The sequence below is a fragment of the Streptomyces sp. NPDC053750 genome (assembly GCF_044544295.1).
Lineage (GTDB): Bacteria > Actinomycetota > Actinomycetes > Streptomycetales > Streptomycetaceae > Streptomyces.
In genome coordinates this window covers 659,939-677,276 of sequence record NZ_JBITXB010000003.1, presented here as the reverse complement: position 1 = coordinate 677,276, position 17,338 = coordinate 659,939, and the positions used below count along the sequence as shown (strand labels likewise).

At 70.5% G+C, this 17,338-nt stretch carries 15 protein-coding genes; 6 read left to right on the top strand and 9 right to left on the bottom strand.

Annotation, left to right across the window (positions count from 1 at the left end; genetic code table 11):
• The first annotated feature begins 278 nt into the window (after positions 1–278).
• Both ACIGO6_RS12405 and ACIGO6_RS12400 read left to right on the top strand, forming a co-directional pair.
• On the top strand, positions 279–1,643 hold the full coding sequence (locus tag ACIGO6_RS12405; protein WP_399874793.1) for an NAD(P)/FAD-dependent oxidoreductase: 1,365 nt from the start codon (positions 279–281) through the stop codon (positions 1,641–1,643).
• 508 nt (positions 1,644–2,151) lie between these two features.
• The gene (locus ACIGO6_RS12400) at positions 2,152–3,708 is read left to right on the top strand and encodes a hypothetical protein (protein WP_399874791.1); all 1,557 of its coding nucleotides are present in this window, start codon (positions 2,152–2,154) and stop codon (positions 3,706–3,708) included.
• A gap of 418 nt (positions 3,709–4,126) precedes the next feature.
• Here the strand turns inward: ACIGO6_RS12400 and aztD are convergent, their stop codons facing one another.
• The 4 genes from aztD to aztB form a co-directional block, all read right to left on the bottom strand.
• Positions 4,127–5,329 (bottom strand): zinc metallochaperone AztD, encoded by a 1,203-nt coding sequence (aztD, locus tag ACIGO6_RS12395; RefSeq protein ID WP_399874789.1) that lies wholly within the window; start codon positions 5,327–5,329, stop codon positions 4,127–4,129.
• Positions 5,330–5,417: 88 nt separating this feature from the next.
• Complete coding sequence (gene aztC, locus ACIGO6_RS12390) at positions 5,418–6,377, bottom strand: zinc ABC transporter substrate-binding protein AztC (protein ID WP_399874788.1); 960 nt, start codon at positions 6,375–6,377, stop codon at positions 5,418–5,420.
• The gene (locus tag ACIGO6_RS12385) at positions 6,374–7,612 is read right to left on the bottom strand and encodes a hypothetical protein (protein WP_399874786.1); all 1,239 of its coding nucleotides are present in this window, start codon (positions 7,610–7,612) and stop codon (positions 6,374–6,376) included. Before ACIGO6_RS12385 ends, aztC begins: the two co-directional genes overlap by 4 nt.
• A gap of 10 nt (positions 7,613–7,622) precedes the next feature.
• A complete protein-coding gene (aztB, locus tag ACIGO6_RS12380; protein WP_399874784.1) occupies positions 7,623–8,519 on the bottom strand; it encodes a zinc ABC transporter permease AztB in 897 nt (298 codons plus the stop codon).
• A gap of 14 nt (positions 8,520–8,533) precedes the next feature.
• On the opposite strand from aztB, the gene aztA reads away from it, so the two are divergent.
• From aztA to ACIGO6_RS12365, 3 genes are all read left to right on the top strand, one after another.
• Positions 8,534–9,277, top strand: coding sequence for a zinc ABC transporter ATP-binding protein AztA (gene aztA, locus ACIGO6_RS12375; RefSeq protein ID WP_399874782.1), 744 nt, complete (start codon positions 8,534–8,536; stop codon positions 9,275–9,277).
• Between the two features lie 146 nt (positions 9,278–9,423).
• Complete coding sequence (locus ACIGO6_RS12370; RefSeq protein WP_399874780.1) at positions 9,424–10,449, top strand: permease; 1,026 nt, start codon at positions 9,424–9,426, stop codon at positions 10,447–10,449.
• Positions 10,446–11,198, top strand: coding sequence for a TIGR03943 family putative permease subunit (locus ACIGO6_RS12365; RefSeq protein ID WP_399874778.1), 753 nt, complete (start codon positions 10,446–10,448; stop codon positions 11,196–11,198). Before ACIGO6_RS12370 ends, ACIGO6_RS12365 begins: the two co-directional genes overlap by 4 nt.
• Before the next feature lie 22 nt (positions 11,199–11,220).
• On the opposite strand, the gene ACIGO6_RS12360 is transcribed toward ACIGO6_RS12365, so the two are convergent.
• The 4 genes from ACIGO6_RS12360 to ACIGO6_RS12345 form a co-directional block, all read right to left on the bottom strand.
• Positions 11,221–12,999 (bottom strand): FtsX-like permease family protein, encoded by a 1,779-nt coding sequence (locus tag ACIGO6_RS12360; RefSeq protein WP_399874777.1) that lies wholly within the window; start codon positions 12,997–12,999, stop codon positions 11,221–11,223.
• Between the two features lie 2 nt (positions 13,000–13,001).
• Entirely contained in the window at positions 13,002–13,796 is a 795-nt protein-coding gene (locus ACIGO6_RS12355) for an ABC transporter ATP-binding protein (protein ID WP_399874775.1), read from the bottom strand.
• Positions 13,793–14,344, bottom strand: coding sequence for a PadR family transcriptional regulator (locus tag ACIGO6_RS12350; protein WP_399874773.1), 552 nt, complete (start codon positions 14,342–14,344; stop codon positions 13,793–13,795). The genes ACIGO6_RS12355 and ACIGO6_RS12350 overlap by 4 nt, the downstream gene beginning before the upstream one ends.
• 402 nt (positions 14,345–14,746) lie before the next feature.
• Complete coding sequence (locus ACIGO6_RS12345) at positions 14,747–15,664, bottom strand: alpha/beta hydrolase (protein ID WP_399874771.1); 918 nt, start codon at positions 15,662–15,664, stop codon at positions 14,747–14,749.
• Positions 15,665–15,890: 226 nt separating this feature from the next.
• Between ACIGO6_RS12345 and ACIGO6_RS12340 the strand changes: the two genes are divergently transcribed.
• Entirely contained in the window at positions 15,891–16,760 is an 870-nt protein-coding gene (locus ACIGO6_RS12340) for a helix-turn-helix domain-containing protein (RefSeq protein ID WP_399874769.1), read from the top strand.
• A gap of 36 nt (positions 16,761–16,796) precedes the next feature.
• Here ACIGO6_RS12340 and ACIGO6_RS12335 read toward each other — a convergent pair whose 3' ends face one another.
• Positions 16,797–17,315, bottom strand: coding sequence for a GNAT family N-acetyltransferase (locus tag ACIGO6_RS12335; RefSeq protein ID WP_399874906.1), 519 nt, complete (start codon positions 17,313–17,315; stop codon positions 16,797–16,799).
• Positions 17,316–17,338: the final 23 nt, after the last annotated feature.

Here is a 17,338-nt window from a genome sequence, read left to right as displayed (position 1 = left end):
GGCCGTGGCTGGCAACAGTGAGGTACGAGGTAAACCGCCACAGGCGAAGTTCGGTAGTCCTGAACATCCTTGTCGTGGGCTTGCCGACTGGGACACCCAGGAAAGCTACTTTGAGTAATCAGCCTGTCATTGTGTGACTCGGTGCCACTGGCCGGGCCGTCGCTTCTTCCTTGCTGCAACGCGGACGTGGAGATCGTCGGAGTGCGGCGCGTGCTGAGCAAATCTTGACGCGAAGCATGCAGTAGGGCAGACACCCATTTAAAGGAGATCAGGACAGCGTGAGGACCGAGGACACGAAATACAGCAACTTCACCGGCTGGATCGACCGGCCCGACGACGTGCAGCCCGCGCTGGACGGCGACCTCACCTGTGACATCGCCGTCATCGGCGGCGGCATGGGTGGCATGGCGGCTGCACTGCGCCTCGCGGAGCGTGACCAGGACGTGGTCCTGCTGGAGGCGAAGTTCTGCGGCTACGGCTCAGCCTCGCGCAACGGCGGTCAGATCGCCGGGGCGCCGGGGGGCGACCTGCGGATGCTCAGCATCCAGTCCCCGAAGAAGATGCCGGTCATGGCCAGGCTGGCGGAGCATGCGGGTCACTACGTGGAAGACCTCATGAAGAAGCACGAGATCGACTGCGACTATGTCGCGAACGGTCTGGTGTGGGGTGCGGTCTCGCCCATCATGATGCTCAGGGTGCGCACCCAGGCGGCGATCCTGCGCGCCTTCGGTGGAAGCGGGACTGTCGGCAACAGGGAGGAACTCGGCCTCCCCACCGGCTTCGTGGGCGGCATGCGGGAGTCCATCGGCGGGATGCTGAACCCGGGCAAGCTCGCTCGTGGTGTGCGTCGCGCGCTGCTCGCCTCCTCGGCCAAGGTCTTCGAGGAGACGCGGGTGAGCGATGTCCGGCGGACCGGCGGCATCGTCGAGCTCACGACACCGCACGGCACCGTACGGGCCAACAAGGTGGTGCTCGCAACCAGCGTCTACGCCGGCGAGTGGGACATCACGCCCAAGAATCTCGCGACGCCGCTGTACGTCATCGAGATCGAGTCGGAGCCCATCGCGCCGGAGCGGCTCGCCGCGCTGGACTGGACCAGTCGGTCCGGCATCATCACCCAGCACCAGTTGATGACGCACTACCGGCTCACCGAGCGCAACACCATCGTCTGCGGGGTCCGCCAACCGCAGCGGGGCCAGGCCTTCCCGCTCCCGGACCGGGTCCCGGACCCCGAAGTCGTGAAGGACATGGGGAAGGACCTGGCCAACCGGTTCCCGTCGCTGGCCGACGTGGCCATCGAGCGGGCGTGGGGCGGTTGGATCGGCATCAGCCCGGACTGGCTGTCGATCGCCGGACAGGTGGGCGACAACGTCTTCTACGCGATGGCCTGCAACGGCCACGGCCTCTGTCAGGTGCCGTACGTGGCCCATCAGATCGCCGACTACATTGTCGACGGCGAGATGTCGCAGGACCTCGCCGGCATCTGGTCGGACGCCTCGAAGTACCCGCCGTCGATGGCGATGCTGATGCAGCCGCTCGTCCTCCGAGCCGTCTGGAGGCTGGACCGGTTCAACGACTTCCTCAATGGCAGCAAGACGCTGGCACGACGGACGCTCCGTCGTCGCAGGCCCGGGAACTCCTGAAGGTCTGGGTGGCGCCTGAACTGTGACGGCGTGGTGCGGGATCGTCACCCGCTATGACAAGACCGCCGAGTCCTACGAAGCAGCCGTCGCCCTCGCATCACTCCGGGTGTGGGCCTGACATTTGACGACAGAACCTAGTCTGCTGTCGCGCTGGTGTTGACGCCGAGCCGCAGTGGACGTTCGGGTCTGATGCAGGTTGGGTGACGGGTCGGCGCGCAGTATCGTCCGCCCAGGAGAACGAACGGCTTCGTCGACGCGGTGTGGACGGCGTCGGCAGGTAGGGGAGTCCATCCGCAGATGGACGAGTGTGAGCAGCGCTTGGCGGTCGGCGCTCAGGCGCCGCCGGTGGAAGCCGACAGCGCGGCGCTGCTGCCGCAGAGGCTGGTCGAGGAAGCGACGAGCAGGCGTGCGGATCAACGGGTGTCACTGCCTTGTCCACGGCTGGGTCGCTGTCACTGCCGCCCGGTAAGTTTTCCCCAGTCGTCAAGTGCCGTTGGAGGAGGGGGACATGGGGATAGCCAGCATGTCACTCAGAGCCGGTGTGCTGGCTCTGGTGTGTGCCACCGGATTGCTGGGCGGCAGCCCGGCGCTCGCTGCGGAGTACCCGTACACGCCGAGCAACCCGCAGACGCACCCCGGGGGGAACTGCGTAACCGCCGGAGCACTGCCCTGGATTGGGAACACGGACGTGCGTCTGTCGGTGGGCGTCGACGGACAAAGCAACACCGAAGGCCACCCACAAGCCCGGTTCGTCCTGCGACAGCAGGACAGCAGTGAGCCCGTACTCGACGTCTCGATCCCAGCGGGCGTCGGCAGCTCCGCCACCCTGCGCGTGCCCCAAGACCTACTTCCCGAAAAGGAGAACTACTGGTGGCAAGCACGGTTGGAGGGCACCGGCGGTGCCTCACCGTGGACCACCGCATGCGGGTTCAACATGGACAGGACGAGACCGGCTGAACCTGCCGTCTCCTTCCTCGACGCAGCCACCTATCCCCAGGGCGCGCCGCCCGGCACGCCGCGCACGGTACGTTTCACCCTTCCGGAGGGGACCGAGGCCACCCGCATATGCTTCGACCCGGAACGTGAGCTCAACGGTTGCCCGGAAGGCCAGGGCATCCCGATCGGACCGGAGGGAACCGTCACGGCCACGTTCATCACTCCCGAGCGAACGGGCCCGGCGAGCATCTCGGCCCGGACGGCGGACAGAGCAGGCAACATCTCCGATCGCGTCTATGCCGAGTACTGGGTCCAGTACCCCTTCATCGAGCGGTTCGGCGACTACAACAGCGACGGCCACCCGGACCTGCTCGGTGTCGGCGAAGACGGCAAGCTCGTCCTGTCACCGGGCGTCGAGGGTGGGGGTTTCGCTGCCTCCCAGGTGGCTGACGGAAGAGACTGGTCGCACGCCACGGTGGCAAGGGCCGGCTGGCTCCTGAACCGGTACGGTCCCCAAGAGGCCAATGATGTCCGCAACGACATCGTGGCCCTCCAGGACGGCAAGCTGTTCGCCTACCCCGGTGACGGTCTCGGTGGGTTCGGCGCGCCAGCGGAGATCACTGGCTACGACTGGTCCCACGTCACCAGGATCGCGTTGAACCGGACTGAAGACTCCAGTCCCATGCTGCTGGCCGTGGAATCCGACCGACTTCTGCTTTTCGAACTGCAGTTGCAGGAAGGGCTATGGGTCGGTGAGCCGTCCGTCCTGGGCACGAGCGGCTGGAGTTCGACGTCGGTGCACTTCTCGGACACGCCCTCGGAATCAGGTGCGCCCTCCTTCTGGGCCCGAGACGCGGAGCAGGGGACATTGCAGCTCTTCCCCCTCGACTACGGCACCAGCCAGATGTGGGACCTGGGCACACCGACGACGGTCGCCGCGGCCGGCTGGGCAGCAGCACACCGTCCCCAGCTGGCCGTCGTCGGTGACGTGAACGCCGACGGAACCGGTGACGTGGTGACCGGCGACGGGGCAGGGGAACTCGCACTGCATCCGGCAGCGCCGGACGGCAGCCTGGGATCCCCTGAGGCGCTGAATTCCCCGGCCTGGAGCGACGTCACCTTGTTCTGACGCCCGGTTGGCCGACGGCCCTCGGATCCTCCTGAGGGCCGTCACCTTGCCACACTGGGGAAGCGCTCCCGACTGCTGATCCGCTCCGCGCGCAGCCGTCCTGTTCCCCGGCCTGTCCCTGCGTCGGCGTTGAGAGCAGGGTTCAGAAGAAGCCTGAGATGCGTTAGCCGGCGACCAGCACACGGTCGGCGACACCCTGCGCCAGGCAACTGGAGTACGCCCCCGTCCTCGCCTTGTCGAGAGCTAGGACGCCGACGACGGCGAGGACCACGCGCTGCTCACCCGACTCCCCTCGCCTGCGGCCTCCGCACGGAGGTCGGGGCCGGCGTGGTCGAACGCCGGGCGGACCACGCCGCCGGAGCGCCCGCCGGCCCAGGGGCGGCGGGCGCTGCTCAGGGAGTGCCGGGAGCGGGACCGGTCAGTGACCGGCTACCGTTCCGGACAGTTCGTTGGTGGCCTCGGGCAGCGTCACGGACGTCAGCTTCTCGCCCGATTCCAGGTCGAAGGCGTGCAGTTGGCGCTTGCCCGGTTCGGAGACGTACGCCGTGTGGTCGCGGACGAAGAGGGTGGGCCTGGGCTGCTGCCAGTCCAGGGGCTCCGTCCAGTCGCCGACCGCTTGGATCTTCTTCTCCACCTTGCCGGTCTCCGGGTCGATGACGTGGAGGACACCGTTGGTGCCGAGCACGAGTGCTTCGCCGTGCGGGCCACGGGCGAGCGAGCGGAAGGAGTAGCTGGTGCCGAGGTCGACCAGCTTCATCTTCGCCGTGCGGGTGTCGATCAGCGATATGCGGGTGGGCCGTTCCAGTTCCGCCTCGGGGTCGGTCTTGTAGTCGCCCAGGAGGATCGGGGAGACGTCGCTGCCGGCCTGGTTGCCGGTGCGGGCGTAGTCGTCGGGAGCGTCGACCTTGGTGAACTTGCCGTCCTTGTAGAGCAGGACGCCGTCCTCGCAGCCGAGACCGACGACGTCGCCCTGGGCGGCGGCCTCGCCGTGCACGCCCGGGCAGTTCTCGGCGCGGGCGATCTCCTTGTTGTCCTTGTCGAGGACGAGGGCGCCGGTGCGCTTCTCCTCGGTGCCCAGGGTGGTGACGAGTTCGCCGTCGGCCAGTTCGATGGCGACGCCGTGGTGGGGCTCGGCGGAGGTGTAGCTGCGGCCCTCCGGCTGCTTCCCGCCGGCCAGGTCCGCGGGGTCGAAGACGTTCACCTCACCCGTGCCGTCGGTGAACAGGATCGTCCTGCCGCCGTGCCGCACGACGTGGCCGGGCTTGGCACCCTTGAACTCGGCGCCCGTGAAGGTCCCTTGGGCCGCGTCGAACACGCGGAAGCCGCTGTCGGTGGAGACGATGACGTGGTCCTCGTCGCCCGCCGGGTTGACCCGGTTGAAACCGGGCAGCTCGACGGTCTTCGCCGGCTTCAGGGTCTCTCCGTCGAGGACGTACAGTCCCCCGTCGTACGAGGCGACCAGCGGGTTCTGCAGCGCGGTGGCCTCACTGCTCTTCGTCTGCTTCTTCGGCTCGGCGTCGGACGAGGCGCCGTCGCTGCCGCCGCAGGCGGTCAGTGTCATGGACGCCGTCAGGGCGAGGGCCGTGCCCGTGAGCATTCTGGCGCGTGTCGACCTGTTCATGGTGTGGATGTCCTTTCCGGCCCTGAGGGCACGGGGTTGTGGGGTGGAGGGGCCGGCGGCCGGTGCGCCGGCCCTCGGGGGAAGCCGGTCAGTCACCGGTGAGTCCCTCGGCCATGGCCGAGGTGTTGGCGCGCATCATGTCCAGGTAGGTGCCGGCGCCCTTGCCCTTCTCGGTCAGCGACTCGGAGTACAGCGAGACGACGTCCACGTCACCGCCCATCTCCCGGCGCAGGACCTCGGCGAGCCGGGTGGGCTGGGAGGAGTCGGCGAAGACGGTGCGCACCCCGGCCTTCTCCATGGCCCGGGTGAGGGAGCGCAGGTCCGAGGAGCTGGGCGAGGCGAGTGTCGTGCCGCTGGGGACGACCGCGCCGATCACGCGGAAGCCGAAGCGGTCGGCGAGGTAGCCGAAGACGTGGTGGTTGGTCACCAGGGCACGGCGGTCCTCGGGGATGGTCGCGAAGGACTTCTCCATCCACGTGGTCAGTTCGGCGAGTTGTCCGTCGTAGTGGGCGGCGTTGTCGCGGACGGCCTTCTCGTTCACGCCGTCGACGTGTTCCACGACCTGGTCGGTGATCAGGCCGGCCGCCTTGCGCACGCGGTCGGGGTCGGTCCAGAAGTGCGGGTCGGGCTCGCCGGCCTCGCCGTCGGGACCGCCCTCCTCACCGGCGTGGAAGGTGAGGGGATCGGCCGCCTCGCCGGCCGCGAAGGTGGCCACTCCCGATGTGCGGGCCGCCTCCACGTGCCGCAGGACGTTCTCCTCCAGGCCCAGGCCGTTGTAGACGACCAGGTCCGCGTTCTCCAGCTCGGCGGCCTGTACGGCCGACAGGCCGAAGGAGTGCGGGTCGGCGTTGGGCTTCATCAGGACGCTGACGTCCGCCTCGTCGCCGACGATCTCCCGGGTGATGTCGCCGAGGATGTTGGTCGTCACGACGACCCGGGGCCGCTCGTCGCCGCCCGCGCAGCCGGTCGCCGTACCTGCGACGAAGAAGAAGGTGACCAGGGTCAGCAGCAGGGCGCGCACCCGCGCGGCCCCCACACGTACGCTCATCGGCCCGTCTCCACCATCAGGGACGGCCGGATGTCGAGGTCGAAGGTGCGGGCGACACGGAGGTCGTCGTTGTAGTCGATCTCGTACACGCGCTTGCCCGCGGGGTCGTTGAGGTAGGCGCGGCTCCGGTCGACCTCGATCACCGGTGCCGCGGCTTCGCCGGTGGCGGCCCTGGGGACGTCCTTGAGCAGACGTTCGGTGACCGTGGTCTCCTTGCCGGTCGACACGTCGTAGCCGTGCAGGGCTCCGTCGGTCTCCAGGACAACGAGCGGGGAGCCTTCACCGGCGGTGTTGGCGGCGACCACGGGGCCGGTCTCCACCCGTTTCCAGGCGCGCTCGGTGACGTCCAGGACCCAGACGGCGTCCTTCCCCGCGGGTGCGGTGAGCGTGGTGCTGCCCGGACGGTGCCGGAATTCCGTGGCCCGCGCCGCCTTCGGCACGTCCTCGCCGAACGGGATCTTCTCGGCGGTGAAGGTGCCGCCGTCCTCGTGGACGAGCAGGGCGCCGTCGGCGCAGCCGAGGACGACCCCTCGCCGGGTGACCGCGTCGCCCCTCGGGTCCTCGCACGCGGACTCCGGAGTGGCGACGCGCTTGCCGGACCGGTCGAGCACGGCGACCTTCGCGTGGGCGTCACCGTCGCGCGTGAGGGTGATCAGGTGTTCCGCGTACGGCACGACGGGCCCGGCGTAGGTGCCCGGGAGCTGATCGGGGGCACCGAGGGCACCCTTCTCCAGATCGGCACGGGAGTAGACGCCCGCCTTGCCGTCCGCTGCCGTGACCACCGTTACGCCCGCGTCGCTGCGGATGCTCGTGCCGGAGCCGCCCGGGAGTTCGCCCACCTCCTTGATCTTCGCGCTGTAGTAGTGCACGTGGTCTCCGTGGTCGACCGTCCAGGCGCCGCTGTCGAGCACGGGGGTGCCCTCCGCGCCGTGGAAGTAGCCGAAACGGCCGTCGGTGGTGAGTTCGGTGACGCCGGCCTTGCGCGCGGTGTCGTGGAGTCTGCCGGTGATCAGGTCCAGCACGCGGGTGTCGCCGGTGCCGGGGTCGCTGAGAAGGAGCCGGGACTGCTGCTCGGCGGCCTCGGTGGCTCCCTCGACGTAGCCATGGGGGGTGGCGGAGGAAGAAGGGCTCTTCGGGCTGGACTTGGCGTCGTCCCGGCCCGCGCAACCCGCGGTCAGCAGGGCCACGGACAGGAGCGCCGGCACCAGGGATGTGACGTTTCTTCGGACGAACAAGGAGATCGCCTCAGGTTTCGTTCGGTCGGGTCGTGGGGGCGTTCACGGTGAACGGGGCGGCACGGGCGGGGAGACCGGCGCGGCGTGCACGACGCCGGTGCCGGCACCCGGACGCCAGGTGGGACAGGAAGAAGAGGCTGACCGCGAGGGCCGAGACGGTCGCGCCGGCCGCGGTGCTCAGGTGCCAGGAGAGCAGCAGGCCGCCGAAGGTGGCGGTCGCGCCGAGGGCCGCGGCGAGGAGCATGACGCCGCGGACGCTGCGCGCCCAGGGCAGGGCCGCCGCCGGCGGGGCGATGAGCAGGCCGAGGACGAGCAGCGTGCCCACGATGTGGAAGGAGGCGACGATGGCCAGCGCCAGCAGACCGAGCAGCACGGCGTGCGCCAGTCGGGGGCGCAGACCGAGCGTCCGGGCCTTGCGCTCGTCGAACGCGAGGGCCAGGAAGGCACGGTGACCGAGCACGGAGACGGCCAGCGCCAGCAGCAGCGCCGCCCCGAGGAGGACCAGGTCGCTCTCTCGTACGGCGAGGACGTCACCGAAGAGGAACCCGGTGAGGTCCACGGCGAACGACTGCGAGCGCGACACGATGATGACGCCCAGCGACAGCATGCCGACGAAGAGCAGGCCGATACCGGTGTCCTGGGACAGCCTCGGAGTACGGCCGAGGGCGGTGACACCGGCCGCCATGACGGCCGCACTCACCACCGCACCCACCAGCAGGTTCCCCCCGAGCAGCGCGGCGACCGCGACGCCGGGCAGGAGGCCGTGGGACATGGCGTCACCGAGGAAGGCCATTCCCCTCAGCACCACCCACGTCCCCGCGAGGGCACATATCGCCGACACCAGGATCCCGGCCCACAGGGCCCGCTGCACAAAGGCCACCTCGAAAGGGGCCGTCAACCACTCCATACGAAGACCCTACAATGACAATCATGTTCAATAAACCCTCAGCAACGCCGCCCGGCGACGAGCCAAGGAATGAGCGCATCCGGTTCAGCGACCTGGACGCGGGCTACCCCGGCCGCCCAGTACTCCGTCAACTCAGCGCCCACATACCGGCCTTGGCGAAGACGGCGCTCGTCGGTCCGAACGGCAGCGGGAAGTCCACCCTGCTCGGCGTCCTCGCCGGCGTGATCGACGCCACGTCCGGACAGCTCTGGTACGCGGAGGGGCGCCCGCCGGCCTTCGTCCCGCAGCGCGGCGCCGTCGGCGACGCACTCCCCCTCACGGCACGGCAGACCGTGGAGATGGGTCGCTGGGGAGAGCGGGGGCTGTGGCGGCGACCGACCCGGCAGGACCGGACCGCGGTCGACTCCGCCATGGAACGACTGGGCGTCGCCGACCTCGCCGACCGCCAGCTCGGCGAGTTGTCCGGTGGGCAACGTCAGCGCGTCCTGATCGCCCAGGGCCTCGCCCAGCAGTCCGACCTGCTGCTCCTGGACGAGCCGACCACCGGGCTCGACCCCGAAGCCCGGGAACGGATCACGGCGCTGTTGACGGAGCTGGTCGCCGACGGCACGACCGTCGTCCAGGCCACCCACGACCTGGCGGCCGCCCGCTCGGCCGACGCCTGCCTGCTCCTCGGCGACGGACGGCTGGTCGGGCAGGGCCCTCCCGAGCACGTACTCACCCCGACGGCCCTGTCCCGGATCTGGCAGCCGGCGTAGGCGGGATTCACAGGAACTCGCCAGCTCCGCCCAAGGGGGGGCACAAGCTGCCTCATTAAGCTGGGCGGGCCCGGCACCGTGTGAAGACCGCGCCGACGGCCACGGGCTGACCAGGAACAGTGGATACAAACGGTGAAACGAGTGACGTGAGCGATCAGAAGTACACGGGGAGGCAGGGCAGACTCGCTGACGCCGTGAGCCTGACCGTGCGGACCGGTGTGCAGGTCCTGCTGGGCGGTTTCGCGCTCCTCACGATCGTCACGGTCGCCGGGGTGCTCGGGCCGATGCTCGCGCTCGACCTCTACACACCGCCCGTCGCGGCCTGGTGGACCGTGTTCACCGCCGTGGTCGTCCAGGGGGTGCCGTTCCTCCTGCTCGGTGCGTTGGTCTCCGCGACCGTCGGCGCGCTCGTGCCCGAGCGGGCCTTCACCCGCCTGCTGCCGCGCAGTCCGGCTCTCGCGGTACCGGTGGCGGGCGCGGCCGGCGTGGTGCTGCCGGGGTGCGAGTGCGCGTCCGTGCCGGTGGCCGGCAGTCTGATGCGGCGCGGGGTGGCCCCGGCGGCCGCGCTCGCGTTCCTGCTCTCCGCGCCCGCCATCAATCCCGTCGTGCTCATCGCCACGTCACTCGCGTTCCCCGGCCAACCGATGATGGTGGTGGCCCGGTTCACCGCCTCGCTCGCCACCGCCGTGGCCATGGGCTGGCTGTGGGCGCGCTTCGGTCGCACGGAGTGGCTTCGGCTGCCGACGAGGCCGGCGGCCGCGTCCGGCACCTCACGCGCGGGTGCCTTCGTGGCGGGGCTGCAGCACGACTTCCTGCACGCCGGGGGCTTCCTGGTGCTGGGGGCGGCCGCGGCAGCGACCTTCAACATCGCTGTGCCGCGAGCGCTGCTGGACGTCTTCACCGCATCCCCCTGGGTGTCGGTACTGCTCCTTGCGCTGCTCGCCGTGGTTCTGTGCGTGTGCAGCGAGGCGGACGCCTTCGTCGCCGCGTCGCTCAGCGGGTTCGGACCAGTGGCCCAGCTGGCGTTCATGGTGGTCGGCCCGATGGTCGACCTCAAGCTGTTCGCGCTTCAGGCAGGCACGTTCGGGCGGGAGTTCGCGCTCCGGTTCTCCTCCGTCACCTGGGTGACCGCAGTGGTGAGCAGTGTGCTCGTGGGGTGGTGGCTGCTGTGAGAAAGTACGGTCCCGCCGTGCTGTTGCTGCTGGTCGGCGTCGCAGTGCTGCGCATCTCGCTGTTCAGCGATCTTTACCTCCGGTACGTCCAGGCAGGACTGCGCCCCTATTTGATCGTCTCCGGCGCCGTGCTGAGCCTGCTCGGTCTGCTGCGGGGCGCACAGACCGCACGAGCGGCGCGCCAGGACACTTCCGGCTCCGGCGGGCGCGGTCACCCCGCTCAGGGCGCATCGGACCACGGTCACTCCCACGCGGCCGGTCCGCGCGTCGCCTGGCTGCTCGCTCTCCCCGCCCTCGCCCTGCTCTGCTTCCCGCCCCCGGCGCTCGGTTCGTACAGCGCGGCCCGGGAAGAAGCCCGGCGCGCCGAGGAGTACGTCGGCACGTTCCCCGCCCTGCCCACGGGCGATCCGGTGGAGCTGAGTCTGGCCGAGTTCGGCTCCCGCGCCGCCTACGACAGCGGGTACTCGCTGAAGGGCCGCACGGTGCGTCTGACCGGCTTCGTCACGTCGGGCGACGGCGGCACCTGGTACGTCACCCGGCTGCGAGTGGCGTGCTGCGCGGCCGACGCGACGGCGGTCAAGGCGGAGATCCGCGGCGCGGGGGCACCGGAGGCCGACACGTGGGTGACGGTGACGGGGACCTGGATCCCCCGGGGAGCGCTCGGCTCGGCCGCGGCCTGGCCTCCGGTGCTGAAGGCCACGACGGTCCGTGCCATCGCCGAGCCGTCCGACCCCTACGAGGAACGCTGAGAGCCGAGCGCCGCCCAGTCCGTCAGGCGGGTCCGGCGTTGAGGACGCGCGCGGCGGGGCTGCGGGTGTGCAGCCAGGCCGGCAGGGCGGCCAGGGCCGCTACGGCAAGGAGTACGGCCGGGACCGCGGCCGCGAGCCAGCTAGCCGGGGGTATCACCACGACCGCGCTGAACAGCGCGAACAAGCCGAGGCCGGTCGGAATCCCCACCGCGATCCCACCCACCGCGGGCAGCAGTTGCGCCGTGCAGAGCGCCGCGACGACCTGGCCGGGGGTGGCGCCCAGGGTGCGGGTGACGGCCAGGGCGCGTCGTGCCTGCACCGCGGTGCTCCAGCTGACCAAGACGGTGTTGAGCACGGACAGCGCCACGAGGGCGACCGTGACACCGAGCATCACCTGGCCTGTCACGGCGTTGCGGATGTCCTCGAACGTGGACGTTCCCTGAGCGGTTTCCGCTTCGAGCGACACCCGGAAGGTGAGGGCCGCGGTCACCATGACCGTGGTGGCGGCCGTGCCCACGGCGCTCAGGACCGCGCGACCGGGGCGACGGGCGATCAGACGCACCCCGATCAGGAGCGCCGTCGGCAGATGGGCCGTCATGGCGGTCAGCCGAGGACGGCGTGCGATCAGGTGCGCCGGGTCGGCCAGGGCGTCGACGGTGCTGGAGCGCACGGTGCGCACGACGGGGCCGAGCGTGCCGATCAGGGCCACCAGTACGGCGAGCAGGGTGACGGCCACGACGATGTCGGTGGTCGGCGGGCCGACCGTGTTGAGCAGCCCGGCACTGGGGTTGGCCAGTGCGGGCGCGGTCAGGCATCCCACGGTGACTCCGGCGGCGGCCGCCACCACGGTGAGGAGCAGGTACTGCGCGAGCAGCAGTGCGGCCACCGTACGGGGCGTGGCGCCGACCGCCTTGAAGAGACCCGCGCGCCGGTGGTCCCGCGGGGCGCGTACGGCGGCGAGCGACGCGAGGGTGACGAGCGCGGCCGCCGCGAGCAGGCCCCCGCCGATGACCAGGGCGGGCTGGGCGGACCTCAGCAGCCGGGTGTCCCCGTCGAGGAAGCTCTGCCAGGGATGGGTGTTGACCCATGCCTGGCCCCGGATGTCGTCGGTGAGGACGGTTTTCGTCCAGGTGCGCGTCGCGTCCGGGTCGGACAGCTTGATGTTCAGCAGGTACAGCAGTGACTCGTCGCCTGCTGCGGCGCGGGCGTCGTCGGTGGTGAGCCAGATGCGGCCGCCGAGGTCGGAAGGCCCCGGGCCCGAGGCCCAGTTGCCCCACGGGTAGACGGCGGTGGCCGCGCTGATGGCCGTACCGACGACCGGGTAGTCGCGCCCGCCGATGGTGACCCGGTCTCCGACCCGCACGCCGAGTGCCTGGGCGAAGCCGCGTTCGACGACCGCGCCGCCGTCGCGTACCCATGTGCCGGAGGTCACGAGCGGCCGGTCCACGGCGGACGCGGTGCGCTCGCGTCCCTCGACCGCGGTGTTCTCCGTCCGTCCGTGGGCGCGGACCGTGGTGGAGAACCCGGGGACCGGGTCGGCGACCGTGTCCGCGCCGGGGGCTCGTGCGATGCGCCGGGCCAGCGCGGCGGGGTCCGGGTCGGTGGTAACGGCCACGATGTCGGGTCCCGCGGTGGCCTCGCGGGTCTTCAGGTATCCGGCGGCCACGGCGTTGTCGGTGGCCATCCCCAGGGTCAGCGACGCGGTGGCGGCGGTGACGGCGGCCAGGAACACGACGGCCTCGGCGGGGCGGCGCATCAGGTCCCGTGCGACGAGCCGCCAGATCAGCAGCAGACGGCCCACGGTCACTCCTCCCAGCCGAGGAGCGCGCCGAGTCCTGAGCCACCGGCGGCCAGGGGTGTGTCCCCGGCCGTTGCTCCGTCACGGAGGGAGAGGACCCGGTCCGCGGTGGCGGCGACGCGTTCGTCGTGGGTGACGAGTACGAGGGTCTGTCCGGTGGCCCGCAGGTCGGCGAAGAGACGGAGGACGTCATGGGTCGCGTCGGTGTCGAGGTTCCCGGTGGGCTCGTCGGCGAGGACCACGAGCGGCTCGTTGACCAGGGCGCGGGCGATGGCGACCCGCTGCCGCTGCCCGCCGGACAGCTTGGACGGCAGGTGCCGGCCCCGGTCCGCGAGCCCGACCCGGTCGAGAAGCGCGGCGGCACGACGGCGGGCGGTGCGCGGCGGGTCCCCGGCGAGCAGCGCGGGCAACTCGACGTTCTCGGCCGCGGTCAGCTCGTCCATCAGGTGGAAGTCCTGGTGCACGAAGCCGACGGCGCGGCGCCGCAGCCGGGCGAGCGCGCGTTCGCCGAGCAGGTCGATGCGCTGCTTGCCGAGCCACACCTCACCCTCGTCGGGCCGGTCGAGGCCGCCCAGCAGGTGCAGCAGCGTCGACTTGCCGCAGCCGCTGGGGCCGGTCACGGCCAGCGTCTGTCCGGAGGGGACGTCGAGGTCGACCCTGTCGACGGCCAGAACTGTGCTGTCGCCCTGCACGTAGACCCGCGACAGGCCGACGGCGCGCAGCACCGGACCCGCCGCCACCTCCGCCAGGTCGCCGCGCCGGGACAGCTCCCTGCCGCGCCGACCGCCTCGTGACCTCATCCGTTCCCTCCGCCTTTTCCGTCTTTCCCGTACGGGGCGCGGGCGGACCAGGTCCGCTCGCACGCCTCCAACCAGCGCAGATCGGCCTGCAGTCGGAGTGCTACGCCTTCCAGGAGCAGCCCGGCCTCCGAGTCCGCGTCATGGGTGAGAACGGCGTGCTGGACCTCGGCGAGGCTGTGCCTCAGTTCGCGGCGCCGGGCGTCGACGAGCGCGAGCGGCTCCGCCATGCCCGACTCGGCGGCGGCCACCAGCTTCAGATGGAACTCCGCCACGTCCGCCCGGGGCCCGGCGGGCTCGGCCAGCCATCCGGCCACCCGTTCCCGTCCGGCTCCGGTCAGCGCGTACACCTTGCGCCGCGGACCGCGCGCGGACGCGTCCTCGCGTTCCCGTACGACCAGACCTGTCTTCTCGAGCCGGGAGAGCGTGACGTACACCTGCCCGGCGTTGAGCGTCTCGCCGAGTGGTCCGAGCGCGGTGAGCAACCGCCCGCGCAGGTCGTACCCGTGCGACGGTCCCTTGACCAGAAGCGCCAGCACCACGTCCTGCACGGACTGCCCTCCCCCTCCTTCGCGAGACCCCAATAGATAGCGGTTAGGCAAAAGCGGCGTCAAGCCGACTCGGCTCGGCCACGAGTCGGTCTCGGCCCGGCGAACCGTGCTGCGGTGCACGACGTCACGTTCCAGCGTGTGACCATGCCCTTCGACCGGAGTACTGGTGCACCGCGCTTGCCGGGGAACGACGACCGCCCCCGGGAAGCACTCGATCTCGCGAGGCGACGGGTTCGCAGGTGGCTGCATGAGCCTGATCGTGCTGCTCATATACTCGGCCCATCCGTTCGCAGGTGCGGTCCAACTGCTCTTGGCCGCCGTCGCGCTGTTCTTCACACTCACGGCTTGGCACGACCGGTACGAACGCGCCCTTCCAGCTCCGCCACCAACGGTGACGGCGGGTCACCCGGCCAGGTGCCTGCCGAAGAACTCGGTGAGCTTGGTGACGGCAGGTGTGACGTGTTCGTCCCTGTCGTACAGGTCGATGTGCGTGGCACCGTCGATGACGAACAGTTCCTTGGGCTCGGCCGCCTGCTCGATCGCTTCCCGGCTGAAGTAGGCGGTCTCCGCCTCGGAACCGACGAGCATCAGCAGGGGGCGGGGCGCGATGAGCCGGATCATCGCGTACGAGTCGTACTGGGCGAGCTGGTCGACGCTGCGCAGCACCCATCCCTGGACCGCACGGGGGTGGTGTCCACGCGCGGTGCGATAGAACTCGAACGTCTCCCGGAACTGCCGGGTGGCAGTCTCCAGGAGTTCCTCGGCGTTGTCGGGGATCCACGCCACCAGCTCCGGAGCCGCGCCGCGTGCCTCGGCGGTGCGCGCTGCCGCGGCCCGGTCGAGCAGGGCCGTGAGGATCGCCGGGTCCTGGGTGCGGCCCAGCCCCTCACGGATCACGGAGCCCATGTCCGCGGCACTGACCGTGGCGACGGCCTTGATGCGGTGGTCGGTCTGGGCGGCGTACGGGACGTAGCCTCCGGACGCGCAGATGCCCAGGGCGCCGATCCGGTCCGGGGCGACGTCGGCGCGGGTGGTCAGGTAGGTCACGGCGGACTTGATGTCCTCGGCCCGCTGGAAGGGGTTCTCCAGCCCTCGCGGCTCGCCCTCGCTCTCGCCCTGGTGGGCGGCGTCGAAGACGAGCGCGGCGAATCCTTCCCGGGCCAGACGCTCGGCGTAGACACTCGGGCTCTGTTCCTTCACGCCGCCTCCCGGGTGGGAGATGACGACGGCCGGCAGCCGGGCGTCGACCCGTTGGCCGGGGGTGAAGAGAATCCCGGCGAGGGCGAGACCGTTGCTGGGGAAGGTAACGCTGGTCTTCACGGTGCGTGTCTCCTGGTGCGGGCGGGAAGGGGGATGTCACTGCGGTCGGCACGGCGCCTCCGTGAGGGGCCTTCGTCCCCGTGGGCGGCCCGTCCACCGGTCACGTCCCCGACACTCACATGCGGCACACAGACGGGTAAGGGGCTACTTCTGTCCCCGGACACCGCTGTCCTGGGACAGGCCAGGCCCACTGTCACAGGACCGGCGGGCTGTAACACTCGTACCCATGAACAGCAGCAACGCCCACGACAGCGAACTGGGCGCCTTCCTGAAGGCGCGGCGCGCAGAGCTGAGCCCGGTCGAGGCGGGGCTGCCTGACGCGACCGGCAGGCGCAGGGTCAAAGGTCTGCGTCGCGAAGAGGTGGCGTTGCTGGCGTCGATCAGCCCCGACTACTACACGCGCCTGGAACAGGGCCGCCGCCAGGCCTCCGAACCGGTGCTGGACACCCTCGCGCGTGTCCTGCGTCTCGACGACGGCGAGCGTGCCTACATGTTCGAACTGTCCGGCCGGGACGCCGCCCGGCCGCGCCGGCGCACCACGCAGAAGGTCCAGCCGCAACTGCGGCGCCTGCTGGACGACCTCTCCACCACGCCCGCCGTCGTCCTTGGCCGGCGCACGGACATCCTCGCCTGGAACGCCATGGCGGCCTCCCTGTTCACCGACTTCGCGCAGATCCCGGCGAAGCATCGCAACTTCGTACGGCTGGTCTTCCGCGAGCCGGCCATCAGAGCGCTGTACGCGGACTGGGAGTGGGCGGCACAGATGACCCTGGCGCAACTGCGGATGGAGGCCGTCCGCGATCCGAAGGATCCACGACTCGCCGAACTCGTGGGCGAATTGTCGCTCCAGGACCCCCGCTTCCGGCGCTGGTGGGGAACCCACAGGGTGGCCGCGCAGAAATCAGGCACGAAAGTGCTGAACCATCCGGTCGTCGGCCCGCTCACCCTCGACTGGTCCTTCCTCGTCTCCACCGACGATCCCGACCAGCAGCTCATCACCCTGACCGCCGGGCCCGGCACGCCCAGTCACGACCGCCTTCGCCTCCTGGCCCCACCGACCGCGGCAACCGCCGACCGCCCGGAAGCGGACCAGTAGCGGCTGCCGCCGCGGCCGGACGGCCACGAGAGTCCTCTACGGCAAGTGCTTCCGCATCAACGTGCACATGGTTTCGTAACGGCGCAGCGTTCCGTCCGGGGTTTGCTCGTCCCACGAGTCGGGCCGGCGGTCGTATGCGAGGTAGCCCAGCCGTTCGTAGAGGGCGCGGGCGCGTGGGTTGCGCTCCTCCACGCCCAGCTCTGCCCACCGCAGGCCGCGGGCCCTGATCCGCTGTTCTGCCGCTTCGACCAGGACCGTTCCGATCCCGCACGATTGCAGTGCGGGGTGGACGGCCAGTTGCCACAGGGTGCCGGCGCCTTCCTTGGCCCGGTAGTCGACACCGCCCTTCGCGATCGGAATGTCTGCGGGAGTGCAGACCGCCAGGTAGTCGACGTCGCCCGCCCGGGCACGCTCCAACTGCCGGGCCACGCCGACGAGATGATGGTCGGACCCTGCCCACGTGCACGACCCCAGATCGGCGTGCCTCAGATCCCGCACGGACAGTGTCAGCGCAATCCTGGTCAATGGAAGTACCTCCGACCTGCCAGCATCCATACCGACCGGGCACAGCGCAATGA

Bases quoted from the DNA above. Each gene is read 5' to 3' on its own strand.
- ACIGO6_RS12400 (WP_399874791.1), top strand. From the start codon at position 2,152: ATGGGGATAGCCAGCATGTCACTCAGAGCCGGTGTGCTGGCTCTGGTG.
- aztD (WP_399874789.1), bottom strand. From the start codon at position 5,329: ATGAACAGGTCGACACGCGCCAGAATGCTCACGGGCACGGCCCTCGCC.
- aztC (WP_399874788.1), bottom strand. From the start codon at position 6,377: ATGAGCGTACGTGTGGGGGCCGCGCGGGTGCGCGCCCTGCTGCTGACC.
- aztB (WP_399874784.1), bottom strand. From the start codon at position 8,519: ATGGAGTGGTTGACGGCCCCTTTCGAGGTGGCCTTTGTGCAGCGGGCC.
- aztA (WP_399874782.1), top strand. From the start codon at position 8,534: ATGACAATCATGTTCAATAAACCCTCAGCAACGCCGCCCGGCGACGAG.
- ACIGO6_RS12355 (WP_399874775.1), bottom strand. From the start codon at position 13,796: ATGAGGTCACGAGGCGGTCGGCGCGGCAGGGAGCTGTCCCGGCGCGGC.
- ACIGO6_RS12340 (WP_399874769.1), top strand. From the start codon at position 15,891: ATGAACAGCAGCAACGCCCACGACAGCGAACTGGGCGCCTTCCTGAAG.
- ACIGO6_RS12335 (WP_399874906.1), bottom strand. From the start codon at position 17,315: ATGGATGCTGGCAGGTCGGAGGTACTTCCATTGACCAGGATTGCGCTG.